The following is a 25,253-nucleotide window of genomic DNA, read 5'->3' as shown; positions in this document are numbered from 1 at the left end:
GTCAGACTCCTAACTTCCATGAGAGGGTACGCAGCAGATCGGCAAAGACACCAGCAGCGGTAACGTCATTGCCCGCACCATATCCGCGCAGCACCAACGGCAGCGGCTGATAATAGTGGCTATAGAAGGCCAGGGCGTTTTCGCCATTTTTCACTTTGAACAGCGGATCATTACCATCCACTTCGGCAATCTTCACGCGACAGACGCCATCTTCATCAATATTGCCAACATAGCGCAAAACTTTTCCTTCATCACGGGCCTTCGCCACGCGCGCGGCAAAGCGATCGTCGAGCTGTGACAGATTCGCCATAAAAGCGGCAACATCACCCTCGGCGTTAAACTCTGCGGGCAGCACAGGTTCAATTTCAATATCCGCCAGCTCCAGTTCACGTCCCGTTTCACGGGCGAGAATCAATAGTTTACGCGCCACATCCATACCAGAAAGATCATCTCGCGGATCCGGTTCGGTATAACCCATTTCCCGTGCCAGCGTGGTCGCCTCGGAGAAACTCATGCCTTCGTCTAACTTGCCGAAGATATAAGAAAGCGATCCTGAAAGAATGCCGGAGAACTTCATCAATTCATCACCAGCATTGAGCAGATTTTGCAGGTTTTCAATAACCGGTAATCCAGCCCCAACGTTGGTGTCATAGAGGAATTTCCGCCGCGATTTTTCCGCCGCATGACGCAACAGATGGTAGTAATCCATCGACGAGGTGTTGGCCTTTTTGTTCGGCGTGACAACGTGGAAACCTTCGCGCAGGAAGTCGGCATATTGATCCGCCACTGCCTGGCTGGAGGTGCAGTCAACAATGACCGGGTTCAGCAGATGATATTCTTTCACGAGGCGAATTAAGCGCCCGAGATTAAACGGCTCTTTGGCTTGCGCCAGTTCTTCCTGCCAGTTTTCCAGATTTAGGCCATGCACATTGGTGAGCAGTGCCTTCGAGTTGGCAACACCGCAGACACGTAAGTCGATATGTTTATTCTTCAGCCAGCTTTGTTGACGCTTCAGTTGCTCCAGCAGCGCACCGCCAACGCCACCGACGCCAATCACAAACACTTCGATAACCTGATCGGTATTGAACAGCATCTGATGAGTAACGCGCACGCCAGTGGTCGCATCATCGTTATTTACCACGACAGAGATTGAGCGTTCAGAAGATCCCTGAGCAATAGCGACAATGTTGATATTGGCGCGGGCCAGCGCGGCAAAGAATTTCGCCGAGATCCCACGCAAGGTACGCATACCATCACCTACCACCGAGATAATGGCCAGCCGTTCCGTCACCGCCAGCGGCTCCAGTAAGCCTTCTTTCAGTTCCAGGTAGAACTCTTCCTGCATTGCCCGTTCAGCCCGCACACAGTCGCTTTGCGGAACGCAGAAACTGATACTGTATTCGGAAGATGATTGCGTAATCAGCACCACGGAAATACGGGCGCGTGACATCGCGGCAAAGACGCGCGCCGCCATGCCGACCATTCCTTTCATCCCCGGGCCGGAAACGCTGAACATTGCCATGTTATTCAGATTGGAAATGCCCTTGACCGGTAATTCGTCTTCATCACGACTGGCACCAATGAGCGTACCTGGTGCTTGAGGATTTCCGGTATTTTTAATCAGGCAAGGGATCTGGAACTGGGCGATGGGGGTAATGGTGCGGGGGTGAAGAACTTTAGCGCCGAAGTAGGAAAGCTCCATCGCTTCCTGGTAGGACATCGACTTCAACAACCTCGCATCGGGCACCTGACGCGGGTCGCAGGTATAGACCCCGTCAACGTCCGTCCAAATCTCGCAACAATCGGCGCGTAAACAGGCAGCCAGCACCGCCGCGGAGTAGTCGGAACCGTTGCGTCCAAGTACCACCAGTTCGCCTTTTTCATTACCGGCGGTGAAGCCTGCCATCAGCACCATGTGATCAGCCGGAATACGACTTGCCGCAATACGGCGGGTGGACTCAGCAATATCGACGGTAGATTCGAGGTAATGCCCCACTGCCAGTAGTTTTTCGACCGGATCGATAACGGTAACGTTGTGACCACGCGCTTCTAACACGCCGGCCATAATGGCGATCGACATTTTCTCGCCACGGCAAATCAGCGCAGCGTTAATGCTATCCGGGCACTGCCCTAACAAACTAATGCCATGCAGGACATGTTTTATTTGGGCAAATTCCTGGTCGACGAAAGTTTTCAATTGCGCCAGCGGGAATCCCGGCTGGGCGGCGGCGAGTCCCGTCAAAAGTTCGGCAAAAATACGTTCGGCATCGCTGATATTGGGTAAAGCATCCTGGCCGCTAATGGTTTTTTCAATCATCGCCACCAGGTGGTTGGTGATTTTGGCGGGGGCAGAGAGGACGGTGGCCACCTGCCCCTGCCTGGCATTGCTTTCCAGAATATCGGCAACCCGCAGAAAACGTTCTGCATTTGCCACTGATGTACCGCCGAACTTCAACACTCGCATGGTTGTTACCTCGTTACCTTTGGTCGAAAAAAAAGCCCGCACTGTCAGGTGCGGGCTTTTTTCTGTGTTTCCTGTACGCGTCAGCCCGCACCGTTACCTGTGGTAATGGTGATGGTGGTGGTAATGGTGGTGCTAATGCGTTTCATGGATGTTGTGTACTCTGTAATTTTTATCTGTCTGTGCGCTATGCCTATATTGGTTAAAGTATTTAGTGACCTAAGTCAATAAAATTTTAATTTACTCACGGCAGGTAACCAGTTCAGAAGCTGCTGTCAGAGACTCTTTTTTTAATCCACACAGAGACATATTGCCCATTGCAGTCAGAATGAAAAGCTGAAAAATACTTACTAAGGCGTTTTTTATTTGGTGATATTTTTTTCAATATCATGCAGCAAACGGTGCAACATTGCCGTGTCTCGTTGCTCTAAAAGCCCCAGGCGTTGCTGTAACCAGTCGACCAGTTTTATGTCATCTGCCACTGCCAGAGTCGTCAGCAATGCCATGACTCGTTCGCGTAAAGCTTGCAGTTGATGTTGGTCTGCCGTTGTGTCACTTTTCGTCGGTTGTTGTATTAATGTTGCTAATTGATAGCAATAGACCATCACTGCCTGCCCCAGATTGAGCGAAGGATAATCCGCCACCATCGGCACACCAGTAAGAACGTCAGCCAACGCTAACTCTTCGTTAGTCAACCCGGAATCTTCGCGACCAAACACCAGCGCGGCATGGCTCATCCATGAAGATTTTTCCTCTAACAGCGGCACCAGTTCAACTGGCGTGGCGTAGTAATGATATTTCGCCCGACTGCGCGCAGTGGTGGCGACAGTGAAATCGACATCGTGTAACGATTCAACCAGTGTCGGGAAAACTTTAATATTATCAATAATATCACCAGATCCATGTGCGACCCAGCGAGTGGCTGGCTCCAGATGTGCCTGACTATCGACAATCCGCAGTTCGCTAAACCCCATCGTTTTCATTGCCCGCGCCGCTGCCCCAATATTTTCTGCTCTGGCGGGTGCGACCAGAATAATCGTTATACGCATATTGCCACTCTTCTTGACCAAATGACCGCGAACAGGGTGATCACTGTCAACTTATTACGCGGCGCGAATTTACAAATCCTTAACGTAAGTCGCAGAAAAAGCCCTTTACTTAGCTTAAAAAAGGCTAAACTATTTCCTGACTGTACTAACGGTTGAATTGTTAAAAAATGCTACATATCCTTCTGTTTACTTAGGATAATTTTATAAAAAATAAATCTCGACAATTGGATTCACCACGTTTATTAGTTGTATGATGCAACTAGTTGGATTATTAAAATAATGTGACGAAAGCTAGCATTTAGATACGATGATTTCATCAAACTGTTAACGTGCTACAATTGAACTTGATATATGTCAACGAAGCGTAGTTTTATTGGGTGTCCGGCCCCTCTTAGCCTGTTATGTTGCTGTTAAAATGGTTAGGATGACAGCCGTTTTTGACACTGTCGGGTCCTGAGGGAAAGTACCCACGACCAAGCTAATGATGTTGTTGACGTTGATGGAAAGTGCATCAAGAACGCAATTACGTACTTTAGTCATGTTACGCCGATCATGTTAATTTGCAGCATGCATCAGGCAGGTCAGGGACTTTTGTACTTCCTGTTTCGATTTAGTTGGCAATTTAGGTAGCAAACATGCAGACCCCGCACATTCTTATCGTTGAAGACGAGTTGGTAACACGCAACACGTTGAAAAGTATTTTCGAAGCGGAAGGCTATGATGTTTTCGAAGCGACAGATGGCGCGGAAATGCATCAGATCCTCTCTGAATATGACATCAACCTGGTGATCATGGATATCAATCTGCCGGGTAAGAACGGTCTTCTGTTAGCGCGTGAACTGCGCGAGCAGGCGAATGTTGCGTTGATGTTCCTGACTGGCCGTGACAACGAAGTCGATAAAATTCTCGGCCTCGAAATCGGTGCAGATGACTACATCACCAAACCGTTCAACCCGCGTGAACTGACGATTCGTGCACGCAACCTGCTGTCCCGTACCATGAATCTGGGTACTGTCAGCGAAGAACGTCGTAGCGTTGAAAGCTACAAGTTCAATGGTTGGGAACTGGACATCAACAGCCGTTCGTTGATCGGCCCTGATGGCGAGCAGTACAAGCTGCCGCGCAGCGAGTTCCGCGCCATGCTTCACTTCTGTGAAAACCCAGGCAAAATTCAGTCCCGTGCTGAACTGCTGAAGAAAATGACCGGCCGTGAGCTGAAACCACACGACCGTACTGTAGACGTGACGATCCGCCGTATTCGTAAACATTTCGAATCTACGCCGGATACGCCGGAAATCATCGCCACCATCCACGGTGAAGGTTATCGCTTCTGCGGTGATCTGGAAGATTAATCGGCGTTACCACCGTCAAAAAAAATGGCGCTTTTTAGCGCCGTTTTTATTTTTCAACCTTATTTCCAGATACGTAATTGATCGTCCATTGTAACTTCTTTACTGGCTTTCATTTTCGGCAGTGAAAACGCATACCAGTCGATATTACGAGTCACAAACATCATGCCGGCCAGCGCCACCACCAGCACACTGGTTCCCAACAACAGCGCGCTATCGGCAGAGTTGAGCAGTCCCCACATCACACCATCCAGCAACAACAGCGCGAGGGTAAACAACATGCTGTTGCGCCAGCCTTTCAATACCGCCTGCAAATAAATACCGTTCATTAACGCCCCAATCAGACTGGCGATTATCCATGCCACGGTAAAACCGATATGTTCAGAAAGCGCCAGCAAGAGCAAATAAAACATCACCAATGAAAGCCCCACCAGCAAATATTGCATTGGGTGTAAACGTTGCGCGGTGAGCGTTTCAAAAACAAAGAACGCCATAAAAGTCAGTGCAATCAGCAGAATGGCGTACTTAGTCGCCCGGTCCGTTAATTGGTATTGATCGGCTGGCGTCGTCACTGCGACGCTAAACGCGGGGAAGTTTTCCCAGCCGGTATCATTGCCTGAAGCAAAACGCTCACCGAGATTATTAGCAAACCAGCTGCTTTGCCATTGCGCCTGAAAACCTGACTCGCTAACTTCCCGTTTGGCTGGCAAAAAATCACCTAAAAAACTGGGATGCGGCCAGTTGCTGGTTAAGGTCATTTCGCTATTACGCCCGGCAGGCATCACAGAAAGATCGCCGGTACCGCTTAAATTCAGGGCCATATTCAGCTTCAGGTTCTGCTTCCGCCAGTCCCCTTCGGGTAAAGGGATATGCACGCCCTGCCCGCCTTGCTCTAACCCGGTGCCGGGTTCAATGGTCAGCGCCGTTCCGTTAACTTCAGGCGCTTTCACCACACCAATACCACGCGCATCCCCGACGCTAATCACAATAAAGGGCTTGCCTAAGATGATATTTGGCGCGTTGAGCTCGCTAAGACGCGAAACATCGAAATCGGCTTTTAGCGTTAAATCACTGTGCCAGACCTGACCGGTATAAATCCCTATCTTGCGTTCTTCCACGTTCTGATTGCCATCAACCATCAATGACTCAGGTAACCAAAAATGGATAAAACTTCGTTTCCGCTCCACGGTTTTATCCTCTTCCTGCACCGTATAAAGCTCGGTCACAGGAATAGCGATAAGCGGCCCAACGAGTTTTTGCGGCCCGCTGGTACTTTGGCGAATCGCATCTTCCACATCGCTACGGTAATCGGCACGTTCGACAATCACTTGCCGAATCAGCATTATCGGAATCAACAACAGCAATACTGCACCAAACAAGGTGGTCATTTTCCAGAACAGGGGGGATTTCAACATAGTCTTCTCCTTTGCAATGGCAGCAGGATACGAAGGCTATGTGGGAAGAATTTGAAGCTATGTGAAGTGACGGTGAAGTCGAAGCGAGGCCAGCACGCCACCTTCCTGCACGTTGCGCAGCGTGACTTCGCCGTTAAACAAACGGGCGACCTCACTGACGAACGCCAACCCCAGACCGCTGCTTTTTTGCCCATTTGCACGCGGCAAAGAGTAAAAGCGTTCAAAAATACGTGACAGCGCGTAGTCAGGAATACCACTACCGGTATCCAGCACCTTAAGGGCGACGTGTTCCTGATCCACTTCGGCGCTTAGCGTTATGCGACCGCTCTCGGGGGTAAAATCGATGGCGTTATCCAGTAAATTCCCCAGCGCCTGCTCCAGTAACGCCGGTTCAGCAGCAACATTAACCTCAGTGGGCATAACATGTAGAGTGATGTTTTTTTCTGCCAACTGCACGGTGCGCGCTTCGCTGACGCGGCGAAATAATGCCGCCACATCAACAACAGTCAGAACGACTTCCTGACGATTCTCCAGTCTTGCCTGGCGTAGTAACGTTTCTACCAATGCCTGCATACGCGCATTTTGCGTCAGAATGTTGTCGGTAAAACGAGCCACCACTTCCGGTGGCGGACCTTCGCGTAAAATTTCCGCCGCGCCACGAATCGCCGCCAGTGGGCTTTTTAGCTCATGGGTTAACGCATAAACATACTGCTCAATATAGTTTTTCCCTTCCAGCTTCACGCGCATACTTTCCAGCGCCTGCGCAAGCTTACGCAACTCGCTACTGCCGAGTTCAGGAAGAGGAACGGGCTTATTGTCAGTGACGGAATCGGCATAGCGAGTGAGCCGGGCAATGGAGCGGTTGATCCACCAAACCATGCCTGCGCCAATCACCAGTGCAATCCCCAGCAAAATGGCGCTGGCCCATAAAATTCGCCGCTCACTACGCTTAATGACCGGAGCCATCGCCGCGTTCGGTTTGCCTACGCTCAAAACGCCAATAAGCCGCGAGCCGTCCATAATCGGCGCGGCAACATACATCACCGAACTTTCGGGATCGGCAGGATTTTGCAACGTGCTGCGCGCACCATACTGACCACGCAACGTTAGCCAGACGTCATTCCAGCGCGAATAATCCTGCCCAACGGCTTTATTTGCCGAATCGAACAATACTTTACCCTGCGAATCGGTCATATAGACATGATATTCATTGCGCACTTTGTTAATGCCACCGATATTGGCGCGAAACGGGCGATGTTGTAGCTGATTAAACGCCTGCGCCAGTTGCCCATGCGTTGGGTCCCCAGAGAGCAAATCGGGACGCGCCAGCTCCGCCAGCAACGTTGCGGTATCGATTAACGTCCCCTCCGTTGCTCTTCGCACGCCCGGTTTAACTTCTTTGACAAAAATAGCCAGTACGAACCAGGCCGCCACCGCCACCAGTAAAAAATAGCCCAGCAGCAACCGCATGCCGATACGCATTACAGGCCCCTCAGGCTATATCCCATGCCGCGATGAGTATTAATCGGTGAAAGATCGGGGTTGATGGCGCGCAGCTTGGCACGCAACGTTTTAATGTGGGTATCAATGGTGCGATCGTAGGTGTCCTGCGCATCTTCCCACACGCTATCCATTAGTTGCTGGCGGGACCAGACGCGGCCTGGCGACTTGAGTAACGTCTTCAGCAATAAAAACTCATACCGCGTCAGCGTTAATGGCGTGTCAAACCAGCTGATCTGCGCCGCGGGTTCATTCAATTCAAAATGACCAATACGGATGACGGGAGACGGCGACGAGAACTTCTTCACCCGACGCAGTAAGGTGCGCACCCTGGCGCACACTTCGCGGGGTGAAAACGGTTTAGCCACATAGTCGTCAGCGCCAATTTCCAGCCCAAGCAGGCGATCGACCTCTTCACTTCGGGCCGTCAGGAACAGTACAGGTAACGCCGGATGGAGCGCCAGTAACTGGCGGCATAATTCAAAGCCGCTGATATCAGGCAAACCAACATCGAGAATCATGACGTCGGGAGCCTGCTGGCGAGCTTTATCCAGCACCGGCAAGCCTCGCTCAAAGACCTCGACGGCAAAACCTTCCTGCTGCAACATGTAGACCAGCGTGTCGGCTATCCCTTGCTCATCTTCCACTAACCAGACCGTTTCCCGTTGCATAAATCGCCTCTGTTATTGCCGCCACGGCATGACAGGAACCGCGCTAATCGCGTTTTTCGGCGAACCTTCTACAACTTTGTCGGAGTAAGCCAGATAAGCGAGCGCGTTGCGTTTGGCGTCATAAAAGCGCACGACCTGTAACGACTTAAAGACCAGGGACGTGCGTTTTTTGAATACTACCTCGCCCTGAGCTTTGCCGTTTTTAATACGATCCGACAGTTCAATCGGCCCGACTTGCTGACAAGAAATAGCCGCATCGGAGGTATCTTCCGCCAGACCCAATCCCCCTTTAATACCCCCGGTTTTCGCCCGGCTCACATAACAGGTGACATTTTTCACATCGGGATCGTCAAAGGCTTCCACAACAATTTTGTGATCCGGGCCGATCATTTTAAATACGGTGTCGACCGAACCAATCTCCTCTGCATGAGCCAATGGCCCCAGCATTATCAGGCTTAAAGACAGGATCAAATGCTTGTATTTCATATTGTTACCATTTTTATCTATTACACGAGCAATTAGTTCGTCACGGTAAATAACATATTGATTAAGAACAAAATCTCAATACTTTTATTTCCGTCAAGCCCTAAAACATACTCTACTAAGAAAAAAACACTGAATGCTAAAACAGCAAAAAATGCTATTATCCAATTACCTGATGTCAGGTGCTCGTTGTTGAAAGGATGAGGATATTTTATGGATCAGGCCGGCATTATTCGCGACCTTTTAATCTGGCTGGAAGGTCATCTGGATCAGCCCCTGTCGCTCGACAATGTAGCGGCGAAAGCAGGTTATTCCAAGTGGCACTTACAGAGAATGTTTAAAGATGTCACTGGCCATGCTATTGGCGCGTATATTCGTGCTCGTCGTTTGTCGAAATCGGCGGTCGCACTACGCCTGACTGCGCGTCCGATTCTGGACATCGCGCTGCAATACCGCTTCGACTCTCAACAGACATTTACCCGCGCATTCAAGAAGCAGTTTGCCCAGACTCCTGCACTTTACCGCCGTTCTCCTGAATGGAGCGCCTTTGGTATTCGCCCGCCGCTACGTCTGGGTGAATTCACTATGCCAGAGCACAAATTTGTCACCCTGGAAGATACGCCGCTGATTGGTGTTACCCAGAGCTACTCCTGTTCGCTGGAGCAAATCTCTGATTTCCGCCATGAAATGCGTTATCAGTTCTGGCACGATTTTCTCGGCAACGCGCCGACCATTCCGCCGGTGCTCTACGGCCTGAATGAAACGCGTCCGAGTCAGGATAAAGACGACGAACAAGAAGTATTCTATACCACCGCGTTAGCCCAGGATCAGGCAGATGGCTATGTACTGACGGGGCATCCGGTGATGCTGCAGGGCGGCGAATATGTGATGTTTACCTATGAAGGTCTGGGAACCGGCGTGCAGGAGTTTATCCTGACGGTATATGGAACATGCATGCCAATGCTTAACCTGACGCGCCGTAAAGGTCAGGATATTGAGCGATACTACCCGGCAGAAGATGCCAAAGCAGGAGATCGCCCAATTAATCTGCGCTGTGAACTGCTGATTCCGATCCGTCGTTAACGCTGCAACTCATCTAATGCAGGGGCGTCCAGATGCGAGATGTCCCCTGCGGTTTCAACAACCCAGCCAGACGCCAGCCACAGGCTTTCCTGATAATCCACGCGCGAAATAGAACAGTTACGCAGACGTAAGCGGCGCTCTGCCCATGCTGGTAATCCGAGAATCGTACTCACCAGGCATCCCAGTGCAATACCATGACTCACCAGCAGCGGTCGGCTTCCCTGCGGTAAGTCCCGGCAAGATTCCAGTGCCGCATTGACGCGATCGCTGAGCTCCTGCATTGACTCGCCTTCAGGAATACGCCCGTCAACGGTGCCATTGACCAGCTGCCGACGCCAGTTCTCTTCTTCTTCGGTCAGAGAATCGATATGTCTTTTTTCCAGCACACCCATGTTTAATTCACGCAGGCGAGAATCAAAGATGATGTCACAGCCGCAGGCCTGGGCGATGATTTCCGCCGTACGCCGGGTGCGTCCTAAATCGCTACTGATGATATGCGTAATGCCAAGCTCTTTGGCACGGGTTGCCACCTGCATCGCCTGTTGCTCACCTTTGGCGGTCAGCGGGCTGTCAGACTGGCCCTGAATACGTCGCTCGGCGTTCCACTGCGTTTCACCGTGGCGGACTAGGTATACCTGTAACATGCTTTTTTTCCGTATACTGCTGTAACGTTAATTTTCTGAGTAATGCTGATTATGCACCAAGTTGTCTGTGCGACCACCAATCCCGCTAAAATTCAGGCCATTCTGCAGGCATTTCACGAGATCTTCGGCGAAGGATCCTGCCATATTGCATCCGTTGCCGTCGAGAGCGGTGTACCGGAACAACCCTTTGGCAGTGAGGAAACGCGCGCTGGCGCACGAAATCGGGTAGCAAATGCCCGCCGTTTACTTCCAGAGGCTGATTTTTGGGTGGCGATTGAAGCTGGCATCGATGGTGACAGCACTTTCAGTTGGGTGGTGATTGAAAACGCCAGCCAGCGCGGCGAGGCGCGTTCGGCTACTTTGCCGTTGCCTGCGGTGATTCTGGAAAAAGTGCGTGAAGGCGAGGCGCTCGGCCCCGTGATGTCGCGTTATACCGGTATTGATGAGATTGGTCGTAAGGAAGGGGCGATCGGCGTGTTTACCGCCGGGAAACTCACCCGCGCCAGCGTCTATCACCAGGCGGTGATCCTGGCGCTGAGTCCGTTTCATAATGCCGTGTATCAGGCATTGTAGGACGGATAAGGCGTTCACGCCGCATCCGGCATTCGGTGCACGATGCCTGATGCGACGCTGCCGCGTCTTATCAGGCCTACAAAATCAATCGCTTTTCAGCAACACCTCTTCCAGCCACTGGCGCAGCTCAACGGGCGCGGCTTTCAGGCTGTTAGATCCACGCGTAATCGTCGCGATGCCCGCGCCGAGTTCATTTTTTAACTCACGCTGGCTCATTTCGCCGCGCAACAGCTCTTCGACAATACGCACGCGAGTCCCCAACGCTTCGCGCTCATCTGGCGTCAGCATCAGGTTTAACAACGGTAAATGGAGATCGTTTTGGTAGGCATTCTTAAGCAGGTCGACAAAACGTAACCACTCCTGGTGACGCTGTTCTGCCATCGCTGCTGAATAGGGTGATTGTTGGGCCATAATATGTCGCCATTGTTAGCGGGGGAAGCAAAATGCCTCCCCCGGTTGTACTCGCTAAAGAGTACGATAGCATATCATAAACGTGCGGATCAGTAACGACGTCCCCATTCCGTGGCGCTCATCAACGTCGGTTTATCCCCCATGAAATAGCGGTAGTAAGCGTCATAAGCCAGCACGTTCTTCACATAACCGCGCGTCTCGGAGAACGGAATACTCTCGACAAATGCCACAGCGTCGATACGCCCGGCGCTGTTGCCAAGCCAGGTTCGCACCCGTCCAGGTCCGGCGTTATAAGCTGCTGAGGAGAAAATACGGTTATTGCCAAACTGCTGATAAACATATTGCAGGTAACTGGTGCCAATGTTGATATTCGTTTCCGGATCCAGCAATTGCCCAGGGCTGCTATAACCAGGAATAGAGAACATCTTCACCGTATGGGTCGCTGTACCAGGCATAATCTGCATCAGGCCGCTGGCCCCTACCGGTGATTTCACTTTCGGATTCCAGGCGCTCTCCTGACGGGCAATCGCCATCGCATAGCTTTGCGGGATCTCTTTCCCACTGGTGTAACGTTTGAAAAGATCGTTGTAAGCCAGCGGGAATCGCTCTTCCAGATGATCCCAAAGCTTCCCGGCGATCGTTGCCTGAACGCTAAGATCCCACCATTGGTTATTGAAAGCATACCGAGCCAGTTGAGCCTGCTCTGTTTTTGACTTGCTCTTCACCAGATTGGCCCACTCGCTACGCGCGGTGTTATCGAGATTCCAGTACATCAACTCGCGCACGCGCGCCATCTCCGGCCCCTGAGTCAGGGCGCTGTCAACATTCTGCGGCGCTTTATCAATCTTCAGCTCATACTCTTCTCCGATGCGTTGTGCTGCAACCATCGGGTAGAAACCACGCTGTTGCATGAGTTGATGCAAAATCTCTTTCGCTTCAGCTTCACGTCCGCGTTCCAGCAATAAATCCGCCTGCCAGTAACGCCATTCATCTTTCTCTTTTGCTTCCATCGGCAGACGCGCCAGCCAGGTATTCAGGCCGCGACGATCGCCGGTGCCAAGTGCCATTCGCACACGGCGTTCAATCAACGACGTGGATTGCGAGCGCATAATGGCGTCATCGCGCCATTTCGCCTGCTCGTCGGTGACATCGTTGCCCATCAAACGCCAGGCGACGATATCGCGCAGCTCCTGAATATGATCTTCATTAAGCTGCTGCGCCTGGGCAAGCGACGGGATCATCAGCCGTGCATTTTCAGCATCCTGCCGCGCCACACTGGCAAACGCCACCGCCGCCATTTGACGGGTAAAATCGGTCGCTCCGGTTGTACGCGCGAAGGTCAGTACCGTATTAGGGTTGTTCGCCAGTGAAATGATTGCCGAGGCGATAGTCTGGTAATCGGCAGGCATCTGCCCTGCCAGCACTGTTACCAGGCCAGTGTTACCCGCTTTCATCGCCAGACGGATACGCTCTAAATAAGCCAGCGGATCTTGTTTACCTGACGCACGCCAGACGCTAAATAACTTGTCACAGGCGTTAGGCTGGCTCTTGCCGGTTAGCCACAGCTCTTTCGCCCCTTGCCAGGCTTCTTCACTCTGCCCGGTGTTCCATTTCGCATAGTAGTAATTACATTGCGCTTCGGTAGTTCCGGGCTTTTCCGGGCTAAAGGCTAACAAGCCACGCCAGTCTTCACGCCGCGCCAGTTCATTGACGAAACGAGATTGCAGCGTGCGAGCGGGAGGAAGCGTGGGGTTAGCGCGAACAAAGTTAGTGACCGTCACCGCCGGTTGATTCATCAGATCATCGGTGATCTGGCGGTATTCCAGGTAGGGATAAAGCGGATAATCCTTCAGTCTAGGCATCATTTGTTCGACCACATCCATTTGTCGATTATCCCAGGCCTGCTTGATTTGCGCGTAACGGCTACGCTGCTCATCCAGTGAGTCGGCTCGCGCCACGCTGCTGACCGTCAGCAGACAGACACCGGCAGCCAACAGCCGCCAGGTAACTTGTTTGGCTTTTTCCACAAGCGCATCCTCTAAGTGTAAATACATCAATGCAGCGTCATGCCGCGTAATAGATTTATGCTAACCAGTCATTGCCGTTTACGCCACGTTACGGACACTTTTTTACTTTTACTGCGAAGGTGATCGACCAACTGGGATTAGGCGGGGAAAAAGGCTACACTTCGCCTTTGAAAACTCATCATCACGATAAACATAGAGGCGAAGTCCAACGTGGCTCAATTCGTTTATACCATGCATCGTGTCGGCAAAGTTGTTCCGCCGAAACGTCATATTTTGAAAAACATCTCTCTGAGTTTCTTCCCTGGGGCAAAAATTGGTGTCCTGGGTCTGAACGGCGCGGGTAAGTCTACCCTGCTGCGCATTATGGCGGGCATTGATAAAGACATCGAAGGTGAAGCGCGTCCGCAGCCAGACATCAAGATTGGTTACCTGCCGCAGGAACCGCAGCTGAACCCGGAACACACCGTGCGTGAGTCCATTGAAGAAGCGGTTTCTGAAGTGGTTAACGCCCTGAAACGCCTGGATGAAGTGTATGCGCTGTACGCCGATCCGGATGCCGATTTTGACAAGCTGGCCGCTGAACAAGGCCGTCTGGAAGAGATCATTCAGGCTCACGACGGTCATAACCTGAACGTACAGCTGGAGCGTGCGGCGGATGCGCTACGTCTGCCGGACTGGGACGCGAAAATCGCTAACCTCTCCGGTGGTGAGCGTCGTCGCGTAGCGTTGTGCCGCCTGCTGCTGGAAAAACCAGACATGCTGCTGCTCGACGAACCGACCAACCACCTGGATGCCGAATCCGTGGCCTGGCTGGAACGCTTCCTGCACGACTTCGAGGGCACCGTGGTGGCGATTACCCACGACCGTTACTTCCTCGATAACGTTGCAGGCTGGATCCTCGAACTTGACCGCGGTGAAGGTATTCCGTGGGAAGGCAACTACTCCTCCTGGCTGGAGCAGAAAGATCAGCGCCTGGCGCAGGAAGCTTCACAAGAAGCGGCGCGTCGTAAGTCGATCGAGAAAGAGCTGGAGTGGGTACGTCAGGGAACTAAAGGCCGCCAGTCGAAAGGTAAAGCACGTCTGGCACGCTTTGAAGAGCTGAACAGCACCGAATATCAGAAACGTAACGAAACCAACGAACTGTTTATTCCACCTGGACCGCGTCTGGGCGATAAAGTGCTGGAAGTCAGCAACCTGCGTAAATCCTACGGTGATCGCCTGCTGATTGATGACCTGAGCTTCTCGATCCCGAAAGGGGCAATCGTCGGGATCATCGGTCCGAACGGCGCGGGTAAATCGACCCTGTTCCGTATGATCTCTGGTCAGGAACAGCCGGACAGCGGCACCATCACTTTAGGTGAAACGGTGAAACTGGCATCGGTTGATCAGTTCCGTGACTCAATGGATAACAGCAAAACCGTTTGGGAAGAAGTTTCCGGCGGGCTGGATATTATGAAGATCGGCAACACCGAGATGCCAAGCCGCGCCTACGTTGGCCGCTTTAACTTTAAAGGGGTTGATCAGGGTAAACGCGTTGGTGAACTTTCCGGTGGTGAGCGCGGTCGTCTGCATCTGGCGAAGCTGCTGCAGGTTGGCGGCAACATGCTGCTGCTCGACGAACCAACCAACGACCTGGATATCGAAACCCTGCGCGCGCTGGAAAACGCCCTGCTGGAGTTCCCGGGCTGTGCGATGGTTATCTCGCACGACCGTTGGTTCCTCGACCGTATCGCCACGCACATCCTGGACTACCAGGATGAAGGTAAAGTTGAGTTCTTCGAAGGTAACTTTACTGAGTACGAAGAGTACAAGAAACGCACGCTGGGCGCAGACGCACTGGAGCCGAAGCGTATCAAGTACAAGCGTATTGCGAAGTAATGCGTAAAATGCCGGATGCGGCGTGAACGCCTTATCCGGCCTACAAACCAAGAAATTTCAATACGTTGTGAATCTCCAGGCCTGATAAGACGCGGTAAGCGTCGCATCAGGCATTGAGCACCGAATGCCGGATACGGCGTGAACGCCTTTTCCGGCCTACAACAGCCTTAGTATCCGCAATTTCGTAGCGGGTCACCCGTGCAGGTTTTTTCAAACCTTGTTTAATCTCGACAGCCTCTTCCAGAAAGGTTTTCAACTCATCAAAAAACTTATTTTATACCTCGCCTTTGAGCCGTTTCATCGCGGTTATCTCTGCTCCCCCATCATCTCCCGCACCAGCTCCACGCAGCGCAGGAAACGGCTGTCATAATCGTCCTCTTCAACCCGCACGAATTCGATATTGTTCTCTTCCAGCATCTCCACCAGCAAGTTCTGGAACTCTTTGCGATCCACCGAACTGCCGAGGCTGCGTAAACCATCCGCCACCCACGGCGTGTTGTTCTCCAGCAGGATCACCAGATCGAAACGGTATTCATCAATCAACGCCTGCACGAACGGATGCTCACGCCCTTCGTACTTTTTGCAGAACGCCTGGGTAGTGACAAAATCAGTGTCAATAAACGCCACTTTATTGGCGTATTTCACTGCAAAATCAATGTATTGTGCGTGGCCCAGCGCGATTTTATCGTAGTCGGAATACTGCAATGCGATCTCATCACCGCCGAGGTGTGAAAAGACATAATCGCGACCATATTCCCACGCACTGGTGGTATTGAAGATATTGGCAAGTTTGTTTACCAGGGTGGATTTACCGCTCGACTCGCCGCCAAGGATCGCCACGGTACGCACAAAGAACGGCTTCACTTCCGTAGGAATATATTCCCAGTAGCGGAACGGGTTTTCGCGGATCTGCGCACCGCTGATACTCATAAAGGTACGTTTCGGATCGACCAGTACCGTCTCGATCCCCAGATGTTCCATATACTGTGGCGCATCGGCTTCTTCCGAGGTGTAGATCAGGTCCGGCTGGATCCCCTTTTCAGCCATAAACTTTTTGATGCCGTTGCTCCACACATCCCAGCCATGCGGATACGGCTCCATGCCCTCTTCGTTGAAAGCATGAATGCGAATATTTTTCTGATATTTAAAAGTTTGCAATAACCAGCGCAGACGATCCGGCACCGTGGGCTGCTGCGACATGGCGCTGTCTTCAAACAACGCGCGGTCGCGGGTATCGTCAAAACCCATAATGATATGCAGCTCGTCAACCTGGCTACAGGCGCGCTGGATAAGGTAGATATGTCCGGTATGCAGCGGGTAGAACTTACCGAATACGACACCAATGGTTTTCTTCTGCCGGGGAAATTCAAGCCCCAAAAAACGGTGCAACGCCTCCAGCTTTTGCGCGCTGGGGCTTTTAATTTTGGCATTCAGTAACTGGCTTAAATACCCTTTGGTCATACCGCTGGCATCAGCTACCTGCTGTAACGTGCAGCCCTGTTGCTTGATGGCAGTTTTCAGGTAATCAAATGACGACATATCTCCCTCCGTATCTCTCATTATAAGTCGTCGAACACGCTAAGCGCGTCGGAGAGTTTTTTAACGCCAAAAATCTGCATCCCTTCCGGCGCTTTTTTCGGCACGTTAGCCGCCGGAACAATCGCCCGGCGAAAACCGTGTTTCGCCGCTTCAGAGATTCGCTCCTGACCGCTGGGCACCGGGCGGATCTCCCCTGCCAGCCCGACTTCACCAAACACCACCAGATCCTGCGGTAGCGGTCTGTCACGCAGGCTGGAAACCATCGCCAGCAGTAACGCTAAGTCGGCACTGGTTTCGGTTACCTTCACACCACCGACCACGTTCACAAATACATCCTGATCGGCCATTTGCAGACCACCGTGACGGTGCAAGACAGCCAGCAGGATTGCCAGACGGTTTTGCTCCAGACCTACCGCCACGCGGCGCGGATTCGCCATCATCGAGTGATCGACCAGCGCCTGAATCTCCACCAGCAACGGACGCGTTCCTTCCCACACCACCATCACGGAGCTGCCGGAGGTCACTTCATCTCCGCGACTTAAGAAAATTGCCGAAGGGTTGCTGACTTCACGCAGCCCCTGTTCGGTCATCGCGAAGACGCCCAGCTCATTCACCGCGCCGAAGCGGTTTTTATGGCTGCGCAAGGTGCGAAAACGGGAGTCGGCATCGCCATCCAAAAGCACCGAACAGTCGATACAGTGTTCCAGCACTTTAGGGCCCGCCAGCGAGCCATCTTTGGTTACGTGTCCAACCATGACAATCGCCACACCGCGCGTTTTGGCGAAGCGTGTCAAATAAGCCGCCGTTTCACGCACCTGCGCCACGCTACCAGGCGATGACTGTACATCCGCCATATGCATCACCTGGATGGAGTCAATTACCATCAGCTTCGGTTGCTCTTCTTCAGCAATCAGGCAGATCTGCTCGATGCTGGTTTCCGACAACATATTGAGATTGTCAGTCGGCAGGCCAAGGCGATGAGCGCGCATTGCCACCTGTTGCAGCGACTCTTCGCCGGTGACATACAGCGTTTTCATCTGCTGGGCCAGTTTGCACAGCGTTTGCAGCAACAGCGTGGATTTCCCCGCACCAGGGTTACCGCCAATCAGAATGGCACTTCCTGGCACCACGCCGCCGCCTAGTACGCGGTCGAACTCTTTAAATCCGGTGGAAAAACGCGGCAGCTCTTCAAGGCTGATATCGGAGAGTTTCTGGACTTTTGCCACCCCGGCGCTACCGGCATAGCCACTGAGACGCTCGTTACGCGCCACCGTTGGCGACGCAGCAAGACGCACCTCGGTGATGGTGTTCCAGGCATGACAGGCACTGCACTGCCCCTGCCAGCGCGGATAATCGGCCCCGCATTCATTACAAACAAAGGCGCGTTTTGGAGCTTTTGCCACGGTGTACCTCGTTAATGCTGTGCCGCCCGCAGGATGACGGGCAGGCAATTACTTCTGATTCAGGCTGCCAGAGAGGATGCAGAATACCCCCATCAGGTCAGCGTGACGGATGGTGACTTCCGTCTTTTCATTCACTTTTGGCTTGGCATGGTAGGCAATCCCCAGCCCTGCCGCTTTGATCATCGGCAGGTCATTGGCTCCATCGCCAATCGCCACGGTCTGCGCCAGCGGGATTTCATACTCCTGCGCGAGGCGGGTCAGAGTTTTCGCTTTGTACTGCGCGTCAACGATGTCGCCGATCACATTGCCGGTAAATTTACCGTCCATGATCTCCAGTTCATTGGCTACCACGGCGGTCAGGCGCAGCTTGTCGCGCAGGTATTCAGCAAAGAAAGTAAAGCCGCCGGAGGCAATCGCCACTTTCCAGCCCAGCGTTTCCAGCTTGAGCACCAGCTGCGTTAAGCCTGGCATCAGCGGCAGATTTTCACGCACCTGTTGCAGAATATTGGCATCAGCGCCTTTCAGCGTCGCCACGCGGCTGCGCAGGCTGGCGGTAAAATCGAGTTCGCCGCGCATCGCCCGTTCGGTTACCTCCGCCACCATCTCGCCCGTTCCGGCCAGTTTGGCAATTTCATCAATACATTCAATCTGGATGGCGGTGGAATCCATGTCCATCACCAGCAAACCCGGCGTGCGCAGGTGCGGGATTTTCCCCAGCGGCGCGACATCCAGTTGCGCTTCATGGGCCAGGCGCGTAGCGCGCGCGGTGAGTGAACCTGCCAGACGAATCACCTGATAATCTTCCACGCACCAGGCGGCAACAATCACCATCGCCGCGCCCAGTTTGCTCTGGTATTGGGTCAGGCGTTGTTTATCCAGCCCACGACCATACAGCAGCCAGCCGCTACGACCTGCGTGGTAATCCAGTGGCATCACTTCATCACCACTTAATGAAAGAGGCAGACCCGGCCATAAAGAGACATCTTCAGGCAGGTCGCACCAGGTAATGTTAGGCATTAAGGCTCCTGTAAAATCGTTCGAAGCAGGGAAAATAACGCATGAGGCTACCTTGTATCCATTGCTTCTGGCAACATTAAGTCTCAAATTTTCAAAGGGTGGAAGATGGCTCGCACAAAACTGAAATTCCGGCTGCATCGGGCAGTGATTGTCCTGTTCTGTCTTGCCTTGTTAGTGGCACTGATGCAGGGGGCGTCATGGTTTAGTCAAAACCACCAGCGACAGCGTAATCCACAGCTGGAAGAACTGGCCCGCACCCTGGCGCGTCAGGTGACGCTGAACGTTGCACCGCTGATGCGTACCGACTCACCAGATGAAAAACGCATTCAGGCGATCCTCGATCAGTTAACGGATGAAAGCCGCATCCTCGACGCGGGTGTGTATGACGAACAAGGCGATCTTATCGCCCGTTCAGGCGAAAGCGTCGAAGTGCGCGACCGGCTGGCGCTCGACGGTAAAAAAGCAGGCGGCTATTTTAACCAGCAGATTGTCGAGCCAATTGCGGGTAAAAACGGACCGCTCGGCTATCTGCGCCTGACACTCGACACCCATACGCTCGCCACCGAAGCCCAACAGGTGGATAACACCACTAACATTTTACGCCTGATGTTGCTGCTCTCACTGGCAATCGGCGTAGTGCTGACCCGCACGCTGCTACAGGGTAAACGCACCCGCTGGCAGCAATCGCCCTTCCTGTTAACCGCCAGCAAACCGGTGCCGGAAGAGGAAGAAAGCGAGAAAAAAGAGTGACCCATTACTACAAGAAAGGAAATCGTTATGTCCACATTACGCCTGCTCATCTCTGACTCTTACGACCCGTGGTTTAACCTGGCGGTGGAAGAGTGTATTTTTCGCCAAATGCCCGCCACGCAGCGCGTTCTGTTTCTCTGGCGCAATGCCGACACGGTAGTGATTGGTCGCGCGCAGAACCCGTGGAAAGAGTGTAATACCCGGCGGATGGAAGAAGATAACGTCCGCCTGGCGCGGCGCAGTAGCGGTGGCGGCGCGGTGTTCCACGATCTCGGCAATACCTGCTTTACCTTTATGGCTGGCAAGCCGGAGTACGATAAAACCATCTCTACGTCGATTGTGCTCAATGCGCTGAACGCGCTCGGCGTCAGCGCCGAAGCGTCCGGGCGTAACGATCTGGTGGTGAAAACAGTCGAAGGCGACCGCAAAGTCTCAGGCTCGGCCTATCGCGAAACCAAAGATCGTGGCTTCCACCACGGCACTTTGCTGCTCAATGCCGACCTTAGCCGCCTGGCAAACTATCTCAATCCGGATAAAAAGAAACTGGCGGCGAAAGGCATTACCTCAGTGCGTTCCCGCGTGACCAACCTCACCGAGCTGCTGCCGGGGATCACCCATGAGCAGGTTTGCGAGGTCATAACCAAGGCCTTTTTCGCCCATTATGGCGAGCGTGTAGAAGCGGAAATCATCTCCCCGGACAAAACGCCAGACTTGCCAAACTTCGCCGAAACCTTTGCCCGTCAGAGTAGCTGGGAATGGAACTTCGGTCAGGCTCCGGCATTCTCGCATCTGCTGGATGAACGCTTTAGCTGGGGCGGCGTGGAACTGCATTTCGACGTTGAAAAAGGCCATATCACCCGCGCCCAGGTGTTTACCGACAGCCTCAACCCCGCGCCGCTGGAAGCCCTCGCCGGGCGACTGCAAGGCTGCCTGTACCGCGCGGATATGCTGCAACAAGAGTGCGAAGCGCTGTTGGTTGACTTCCCGGACCAGGAAAAAGAGCTACGGGAGTTGTCGACGTGGATAGCGGGGGCGGTAAGGTAACTCGCTGATTAAAATACCAAAGGAAGGGAATATGATCGATCTGGAAAACCAGGAGCGGGAGATTATCAATTTAATGTTAAGCCAGCGTATTTCCTGGCTAGCCGCCGTGCGTATCAGGCATAAATTATCGCTTGCTGAAGTAAGTAAAATGTTAGGTATCTCGATTAATTCTCTAAAACAGATCGAAAAGACGGAACGGCTTAGCTCAAACATCAAAAGCAAAATGGCAGAAATTTATGGTTGTCCACCAGAGTTGCTGATATGCCCTTCCTGGATGACGGCTGAACATAAATGAATAGATTCGTGAATAGATACTTGAATGGATTTTATTTTCTATCCATATGAAAAATAATAGTAAATCTATAAATCAGTTGCTATTGATGAATAGATACTAAAAAGCCGGAGCAGTCTCCTGCTCCGGCTTAACACGACGTTCGCCTTTCAGCGAAACACAATTACTCTTTATCGCCCAGCAGAACGGATTCCAGTGCGATTTTGATCATGTCGTTGAAGGTGGTCTGACGCTCAGCGGCAGTGGTCTGCTCGTGAGTGCGGATGTGGTCAGACACGGTGCAGATGGTCAGGGCTTTCGCGCCAAACTCTGCAGCCACGCCGTAGATACCAGCCGCTTCCATTTCCACGCCGAGGATGCCGTATTTTTCCATCACGTCGAACATTTCGCCGTCCGGAGAGTAGAACAGGTCAGCGGAGAACAGGTTACCCACGCGAGCATCAACGCCCAGTGCTTTAGCCGCGTCTACCGCGTTACGCACCATGTCAAAGTCAGCGATAGCGGCAAAGTCATGATCTTTAAAACGGATGCGGTTAACTTTGGAATCGGTGCAGGCACCCATACCGATAACGACGTCGCGCAGTTTTACGTGCGGCAGAACTGCGCCACAGGAACCCACGCGGATAATTTTCTTCACGCCGAAATCGGTGATCAGTTCTTTGGTGTAGATGGAGCAGGACGGGATACCCATACCGTGACCCATTACGGAAATTTTGCGGCCTTTGTAAGTACCGGTGAAGCCCAGCATACCGCGAACGTTGTTCACTTCACGGGCATCTTCAAGGAAAGTTTCAGCAATATACTTTGCACGCAGCGGGTCGCCTGGCATCAAAACTACGTCAGCGAAATCGCCCATTTCTGCATTAATGTGTGGGGTAGCCATTGTTTTATCCTTATCTACATGTTTTCACCCTCTCCCTGTGGGAGAGGGCCGGGGTGAGGGCATCAAGCCGCACCCATTATCAGAACATGGCTTTGCCATATTCCATATCAGAAGTACCAAAATATTTTGCCAGAGTCTGGCCGATATCCGCGAAGGTTTCACGGTGACCCAGTGAGCCCGGTTTTACTTTCGGGCCGTAAACCAGTACCGGAATGTGTTCACGCGTGTGGTCAGTACCGGTCCAGGTCGGATCACAACCGTGGTCAGCAGTGAGGATCAGGATGTCGTCATCGCGCAGCAGAGACATCAGCTCCGGCAGACGGCGGTCGAACAGCTCCAGACCCGCAGCATAACCGGCGACGTCGCGACGGTGGCCCCAGGAAGAGTCGAAGTCAACGAAGTTGGTGAAGACGATAGTGTTATCACCCGCTTCTTTCATCTCTTTGATGGTGGCGTCAAACAGCGCGTCCAGGCCAGTTGCTTTCACTTTCTTGGTGATACCGCAGTTGGCGTAGATGTCGGCAATTTTACCGACAGAAACCACCTGACCGTGTTTTTCATCAACCAGTTTCTGCAGCACGGTCGGTGCTGGCGGCTCAACAGCCAGGTCGTGACGGTTACCGGTACGCTGGAAGTTACCGGCTTTGTCACCGATAAACGGACGAGCGATAACACGACCGATGTTGTAGCCGCCGTTGGTCAGCTCTTCACGGGCGATTTCGCACAGTTCGTAGAGTTTATCCAGGCCAAAGGTTTCTTCGTGGCAGGCAATCTGGAACACAGAGTCAGCGGAGGTATAGAAAATCGGCTTGCCGGTTTTCATGTGCTCTTCGCCCAGCTGATCCAGAATGACCGTACCGGAAGAGTGGCAGTTACCGAGGTAACCCGGCAGATTAGCGCGTTCGACCAGTTTATCCAGCAGCTCTTGCGGGAAGCTGTTTTCGTGATCAGAGAAATATCCCCACTCAAACAGAACCGGGACACCGGCGATTTCCCAGTGACCAGACGGGGTATCTTTACCGGATGACATTTCGTGCGCCCATGCGTACGCGCCGATAACTTCAGCGTTGCCGTCCATTCCCGCCGGAATGAAACCGGTAGAACCTTCGTGTGCTTTCGCCAGCCCCAGACGGGTCAGATTTGGCAGATTGAGCGGGCCTTTACGACCGTTATCAGCTTCGCCTTTGGCACAGGCTTCTGCGATATGACCCAGGGTGTCAGCCCCGACGTCACCAAAGCGTTCTGCATCTTCTGTAGCGCCGATGCCGAATGAGTCCAGCACCATAATAAATGCACGTTTCATATGTTCTCCGTACTCAGTGCTTCAAATTTAAATGATCAGATCAGTATACCGTTATTCACTGATACGACGATAGACAGTTGGTGTGCTTTCCGGTGCTTTATCGGCAAGTTTAATTGCCGCTTTCACCGCTTTCGCCGCTTCCTGCCAGCTGTTTTCGTCTTTCGCGTGGATAACCGCCAGCGGACGCTGACCGTCTACCTGGTCGCCCAGACGCGCCATATCAGTAAAGCCGACGCTGTAATCGATGGTGTCAGATGCCTGACGGCGTCCACCGCCCATTGCAACCACTGCCATCCCCAGCGCGCGGGTATCCATTTCACTGACAAAACCTTCGGTATCAGCATAGACTGCTTTCGTCAGCATCGCTGTCGGCAGATACTTCGCGTAGTTCTCAACGAAGTCGGTCGGGCCTTTTTGTGCCGCTACCATACGACCAAAGACTTCTGCCGCTTTACCGTTGTCCAGCACCGCCTGCAATTTCGCGCGCGCTTCGGCGTCATCTTTCGCCAGTTTGCCGGAGATCAGCATCTCCACGCACAGCGCCATCGTGACATCAAACAGACGCGGGTTACGATACTCACCCGTCAGGAACTGCACCGCTTCACGAACTTCAACCGCGTTACCTGCACTGGAGGCCAGTACCTGATTCATGTCGGTGAGCAGCGCGGTGGTGCGCACGCCAGCGCCGTTAGCCACGCCAACAATCGCTTCGGCAAGGGCTTCAGAGAGTTCGTAGGTCGGCATAAACGCGCCGCTACCCACTTTCACGTCCATCACCAGCGCATCCAGACCTTCCGCCAGTTTCTTCGCCAGGATCGAGGCAGTGATCAGCGGGATAGAGTCCACGGTTGCGGTAATATCACGGGTCGCGTAGAAACGTTTATCCGCCGGAGCCAGTGAGCTGGTCTGACCGATAATCGCCACGCCGACGTCTTTAATAATTTCGCGGAAACGGTTGTCATCCGGGAAAATGTCGAAGCCAGGGATGGATTCCAGTTTGTCGAGCGTACCGCCAGTATGACCGAGGCCGCGACCAGAGATCATCGGAATATAGCCGCCGCAGGCTGCGACCATCGGCCCCAACATCAGCGAAGTCACATCGCCGACGCCGCCGGTCGAGTGTTTATCAACAATCGGGCCATTCAGATGCAGGCTTTTCCAGTCGAGAACGGTTCCTGAATCTCGCATCGCCATGGTCAGCGAGACACGCTCAGGCATTGTCATATCGTGGAAGAAAATGGTCATCGCGAGGGCGGCAATCTGCCCTTCGGAGATAGTGTTGTCGCGAATACCGTTGATAAAGAAACGAATTTCTTCATCGCTCAGCGCATGACCATCACGTTTTTTACGAATAATTTCTTGTGCGAGAAACAAGGTAACCTCCCGAGGAAAAGAGTATGAGGCGGCTTTTGCCGGATGCGTCTACGCCTTATCCGGCCTACGGGTAGATACGTCTCGTAGGCCTGATAAGCGCAGCG

At 52.7% G+C, this 25,253-nt stretch carries 24 protein-coding genes and 1 other annotated feature; of the genes, 7 read left to right on the top strand and 17 right to left on the bottom strand.

The window, feature by feature from the left end; genetic code table 11:
- Nucleotide 1: 1 nt before the first annotated feature.
- The 4 genes from thrA to yjjY form a co-directional block, all read right to left on the bottom strand.
- Nucleotides 2-2,464, bottom strand: a complete 2,463-nt coding sequence (thrA, locus tag K0778_RS16055) for a bifunctional aspartate kinase/homoserine dehydrogenase I (protein WP_001264699.1) — start codon at nt 2,462-2,464, stop codon at nt 2-4.
- 25 nt (nt 2,465-2,489) lie between these two features.
- Nucleotides 2,490-2,609: a sequence feature (Thr leader region), on the bottom strand.
- The gene (thrL, locus tag K0778_RS16050; RefSeq protein ID WP_001386572.1) at nt 2,545-2,610 is read right to left on the bottom strand and encodes a thr operon leader peptide; all 66 of its coding nucleotides are present in this window, start codon (nt 2,608-2,610) and stop codon (nt 2,545-2,547) included. Its footprint overlaps the feature before it by 65 nt.
- Nucleotides 2,611-2,823: 213 nt before the next feature.
- A complete protein-coding gene (locus K0778_RS16045; RefSeq protein WP_001223181.1) occupies nt 2,824-3,510 on the bottom strand; it encodes a tRNA/rRNA methyltransferase in 687 nt (228 codons plus the stop codon).
- A 399-nt stretch (nt 3,511-3,909) separates the two neighbouring features.
- Nucleotides 3,910-4,050: a protein YjjY gene (gene yjjY / locus K0778_RS16040; protein ID WP_001303782.1), complete on the bottom strand. Its 141-nt coding sequence runs from the start codon at nt 4,048-4,050 to the stop codon at nt 3,910-3,912.
- Between the two features lie 95 nt (nt 4,051-4,145).
- Between yjjY and arcA the strand changes: the two genes are divergently transcribed.
- Entirely contained in the window at nt 4,146-4,862 is a 717-nt protein-coding gene (gene arcA, locus K0778_RS16035; protein WP_001194358.1) for a two-component system response regulator ArcA, read from the top strand.
- Nucleotides 4,863-4,921: 59 nt separating this feature from the next.
- Here arcA and creD read toward each other — a convergent pair whose 3' ends face one another.
- Genes creD through creA form a run of 4 tightly spaced genes read right to left on the bottom strand, consistent with a single transcriptional unit; the run spans nt 4,922 to nt 8,931 of the window.
- Complete coding sequence (gene creD / locus K0778_RS16030) at nt 4,922-6,274, bottom strand: cell envelope integrity protein CreD (protein ID WP_153449102.1); 1,353 nt, start codon at nt 6,272-6,274, stop codon at nt 4,922-4,924.
- A 57-nt stretch (nt 6,275-6,331) separates the two neighbouring features.
- Nucleotides 6,332-7,756, bottom strand: coding sequence for a two-component system sensor histidine kinase CreC (gene creC, locus K0778_RS16025; protein WP_001219614.1), 1,425 nt, complete (start codon nt 7,754-7,756; stop codon nt 6,332-6,334).
- Entirely contained in the window at nt 7,756-8,445 is a 690-nt protein-coding gene (creB, locus tag K0778_RS16020; protein ID WP_001188663.1) for a two-component system response regulator CreB, read from the bottom strand. Before creB ends, creC begins: the two co-directional genes overlap by 1 nt.
- Nucleotides 8,446-8,457: 12 nt before the next feature.
- On the bottom strand, nt 8,458-8,931 hold the full coding sequence (gene creA / locus K0778_RS16015; RefSeq protein ID WP_000875487.1) for a protein CreA: 474 nt from the start codon (nt 8,929-8,931) through the stop codon (nt 8,458-8,460).
- A gap of 210 nt (nt 8,932-9,141) precedes the next feature.
- On the opposite strand from creA, the gene robA reads away from it, so the two are divergent.
- Complete coding sequence (gene robA / locus K0778_RS16010; RefSeq protein WP_000371666.1) at nt 9,142-10,011, top strand: MDR efflux pump AcrAB transcriptional activator RobA; 870 nt, start codon at nt 9,142-9,144, stop codon at nt 10,009-10,011.
- Here robA and gpmB read toward each other — a convergent pair.
- On the bottom strand, nt 10,008-10,655 hold the full coding sequence (gene gpmB / locus K0778_RS16005) for a 2,3-diphosphoglycerate-dependent phosphoglycerate mutase GpmB (protein ID WP_000942344.1): 648 nt from the start codon (nt 10,653-10,655) through the stop codon (nt 10,008-10,010). The two genes, robA and gpmB, sit on opposite strands and share 4 nt — an antisense overlap.
- Nucleotides 10,656-10,706: 51 nt before the next feature.
- Here gpmB and yjjX point away from each other — a divergent pair, with 51 nt between their 5' ends.
- A complete protein-coding gene (gene yjjX, locus K0778_RS16000) occupies nt 10,707-11,228 on the top strand; it encodes an inosine/xanthosine triphosphatase (RefSeq protein WP_001341279.1) in 522 nt (173 codons plus the stop codon).
- Between the two features lie 84 nt (nt 11,229-11,312).
- On the opposite strand, the gene trpR is transcribed toward yjjX, so the two are convergent.
- Nucleotides 11,313-11,639, bottom strand: coding sequence for a trp operon repressor (gene trpR / locus K0778_RS15995; RefSeq protein ID WP_000068679.1), 327 nt, complete (start codon nt 11,637-11,639; stop codon nt 11,313-11,315).
- 89 nt (nt 11,640-11,728) lie between these two features.
- Nucleotides 11,729-13,666 carry a murein transglycosylase gene (gene sltY / locus K0778_RS15990; RefSeq protein WP_063084552.1) on the bottom strand — a complete coding sequence of 646 codons (1,938 nt, stop codon included), beginning with the start codon at nt 13,664-13,666 and terminating at the stop codon, nt 11,729-11,731.
- Between the two features lie 210 nt (nt 13,667-13,876).
- On the opposite strand from sltY, the gene ettA reads away from it, so the two are divergent.
- Nucleotides 13,877-15,544 (top strand): energy-dependent translational throttle protein EttA, encoded by a 1,668-nt coding sequence (gene ettA, locus K0778_RS15985; protein WP_000046749.1) that lies wholly within the window; start codon nt 13,877-13,879, stop codon nt 15,542-15,544.
- Nucleotides 15,545-15,850: 306 nt separating this feature from the next.
- On the opposite strand, the gene nadR is transcribed toward ettA, so the two are convergent.
- From nadR to serB, 3 genes are read right to left on the bottom strand one after another with little or no spacing between them, the layout of a single operon-like run.
- On the bottom strand, nt 15,851-17,083 hold the full coding sequence (nadR, locus tag K0778_RS15980) for a multifunctional transcriptional regulator/nicotinamide-nucleotide adenylyltransferase/ribosylnicotinamide kinase NadR (RefSeq protein ID WP_000093813.1): 1,233 nt from the start codon (nt 17,081-17,083) through the stop codon (nt 15,851-15,853).
- 20 nt (nt 17,084-17,103) lie between these two features.
- Nucleotides 17,104-18,486 carry a DNA repair protein RadA gene (gene radA / locus K0778_RS15975; RefSeq protein ID WP_001029698.1) on the bottom strand — a complete coding sequence of 461 codons (1,383 nt, stop codon included), beginning with the start codon at nt 18,484-18,486 and terminating at the stop codon, nt 17,104-17,106.
- 48 nt (nt 18,487-18,534) lie between these two features.
- Nucleotides 18,535-19,503, bottom strand: a complete 969-nt coding sequence (gene serB, locus K0778_RS15970) for a phosphoserine phosphatase (RefSeq protein ID WP_001132956.1) — start codon at nt 19,501-19,503, stop codon at nt 18,535-18,537.
- Nucleotides 19,504-19,608: 105 nt separating this feature from the next.
- Here serB and K0778_RS15965 point away from each other — a divergent pair, with 105 nt between their 5' ends.
- The 3 genes from K0778_RS15965 to K0778_RS15955 are packed head-to-tail and all read left to right on the top strand — an operon-like array spanning nt 19,609 to nt 21,592.
- Nucleotides 19,609-20,253 (top strand): YtjB family periplasmic protein, encoded by a 645-nt coding sequence (locus K0778_RS15965; protein WP_000124615.1) that lies wholly within the window; start codon nt 19,609-19,611, stop codon nt 20,251-20,253.
- A 27-nt stretch (nt 20,254-20,280) separates the two neighbouring features.
- Nucleotides 20,281-21,297 carry a lipoate--protein ligase LplA gene (gene lplA / locus K0778_RS15960; protein ID WP_000105890.1) on the top strand — a complete coding sequence of 339 codons (1,017 nt, stop codon included), beginning with the start codon at nt 20,281-20,283 and terminating at the stop codon, nt 21,295-21,297.
- Between the two features lie 31 nt (nt 21,298-21,328).
- Complete coding sequence (locus K0778_RS15955) at nt 21,329-21,592, top strand: helix-turn-helix domain-containing protein (protein ID WP_000566155.1); 264 nt, start codon at nt 21,329-21,331, stop codon at nt 21,590-21,592.
- 160 nt (nt 21,593-21,752) lie between these two features.
- Here K0778_RS15955 and deoD read toward each other — a convergent pair whose 3' ends face one another.
- The 3 genes from deoD to deoA all read right to left on the bottom strand — a co-directional run bounded on the left by deoD (nt 21,753) and on the right by deoA (nt 25,149).
- The gene (deoD, locus tag K0778_RS15950) at nt 21,753-22,472 is read right to left on the bottom strand and encodes a purine-nucleoside phosphorylase (protein WP_000224879.1); all 720 of its coding nucleotides are present in this window, start codon (nt 22,470-22,472) and stop codon (nt 21,753-21,755) included.
- Nucleotides 22,473-22,551: 79 nt separating this feature from the next.
- Nucleotides 22,552-23,775 (bottom strand): phosphopentomutase, encoded by a 1,224-nt coding sequence (gene deoB / locus K0778_RS15945; RefSeq protein ID WP_000816471.1) that lies wholly within the window; start codon nt 23,773-23,775, stop codon nt 22,552-22,554.
- Between the two features lie 51 nt (nt 23,776-23,826).
- Nucleotides 23,827-25,149 (bottom strand): thymidine phosphorylase, encoded by a 1,323-nt coding sequence (deoA, locus tag K0778_RS15940; RefSeq protein ID WP_000477811.1) that lies wholly within the window; start codon nt 25,147-25,149, stop codon nt 23,827-23,829.
- Nucleotides 25,150-25,253: the final 104 nt, after the last annotated feature.

The organism is Escherichia sp. XD33 (assembly GCF_019375075.1).
GTDB classification, from domain to species: Bacteria; Pseudomonadota; Gammaproteobacteria; order Enterobacterales; family Enterobacteriaceae; genus Enterobacter; species Enterobacter flexneri_A.
The sequence above is the reverse complement of the archived record's forward strand: the minus strand, read 5'-3'. Positions and strand labels throughout refer to the sequence as shown.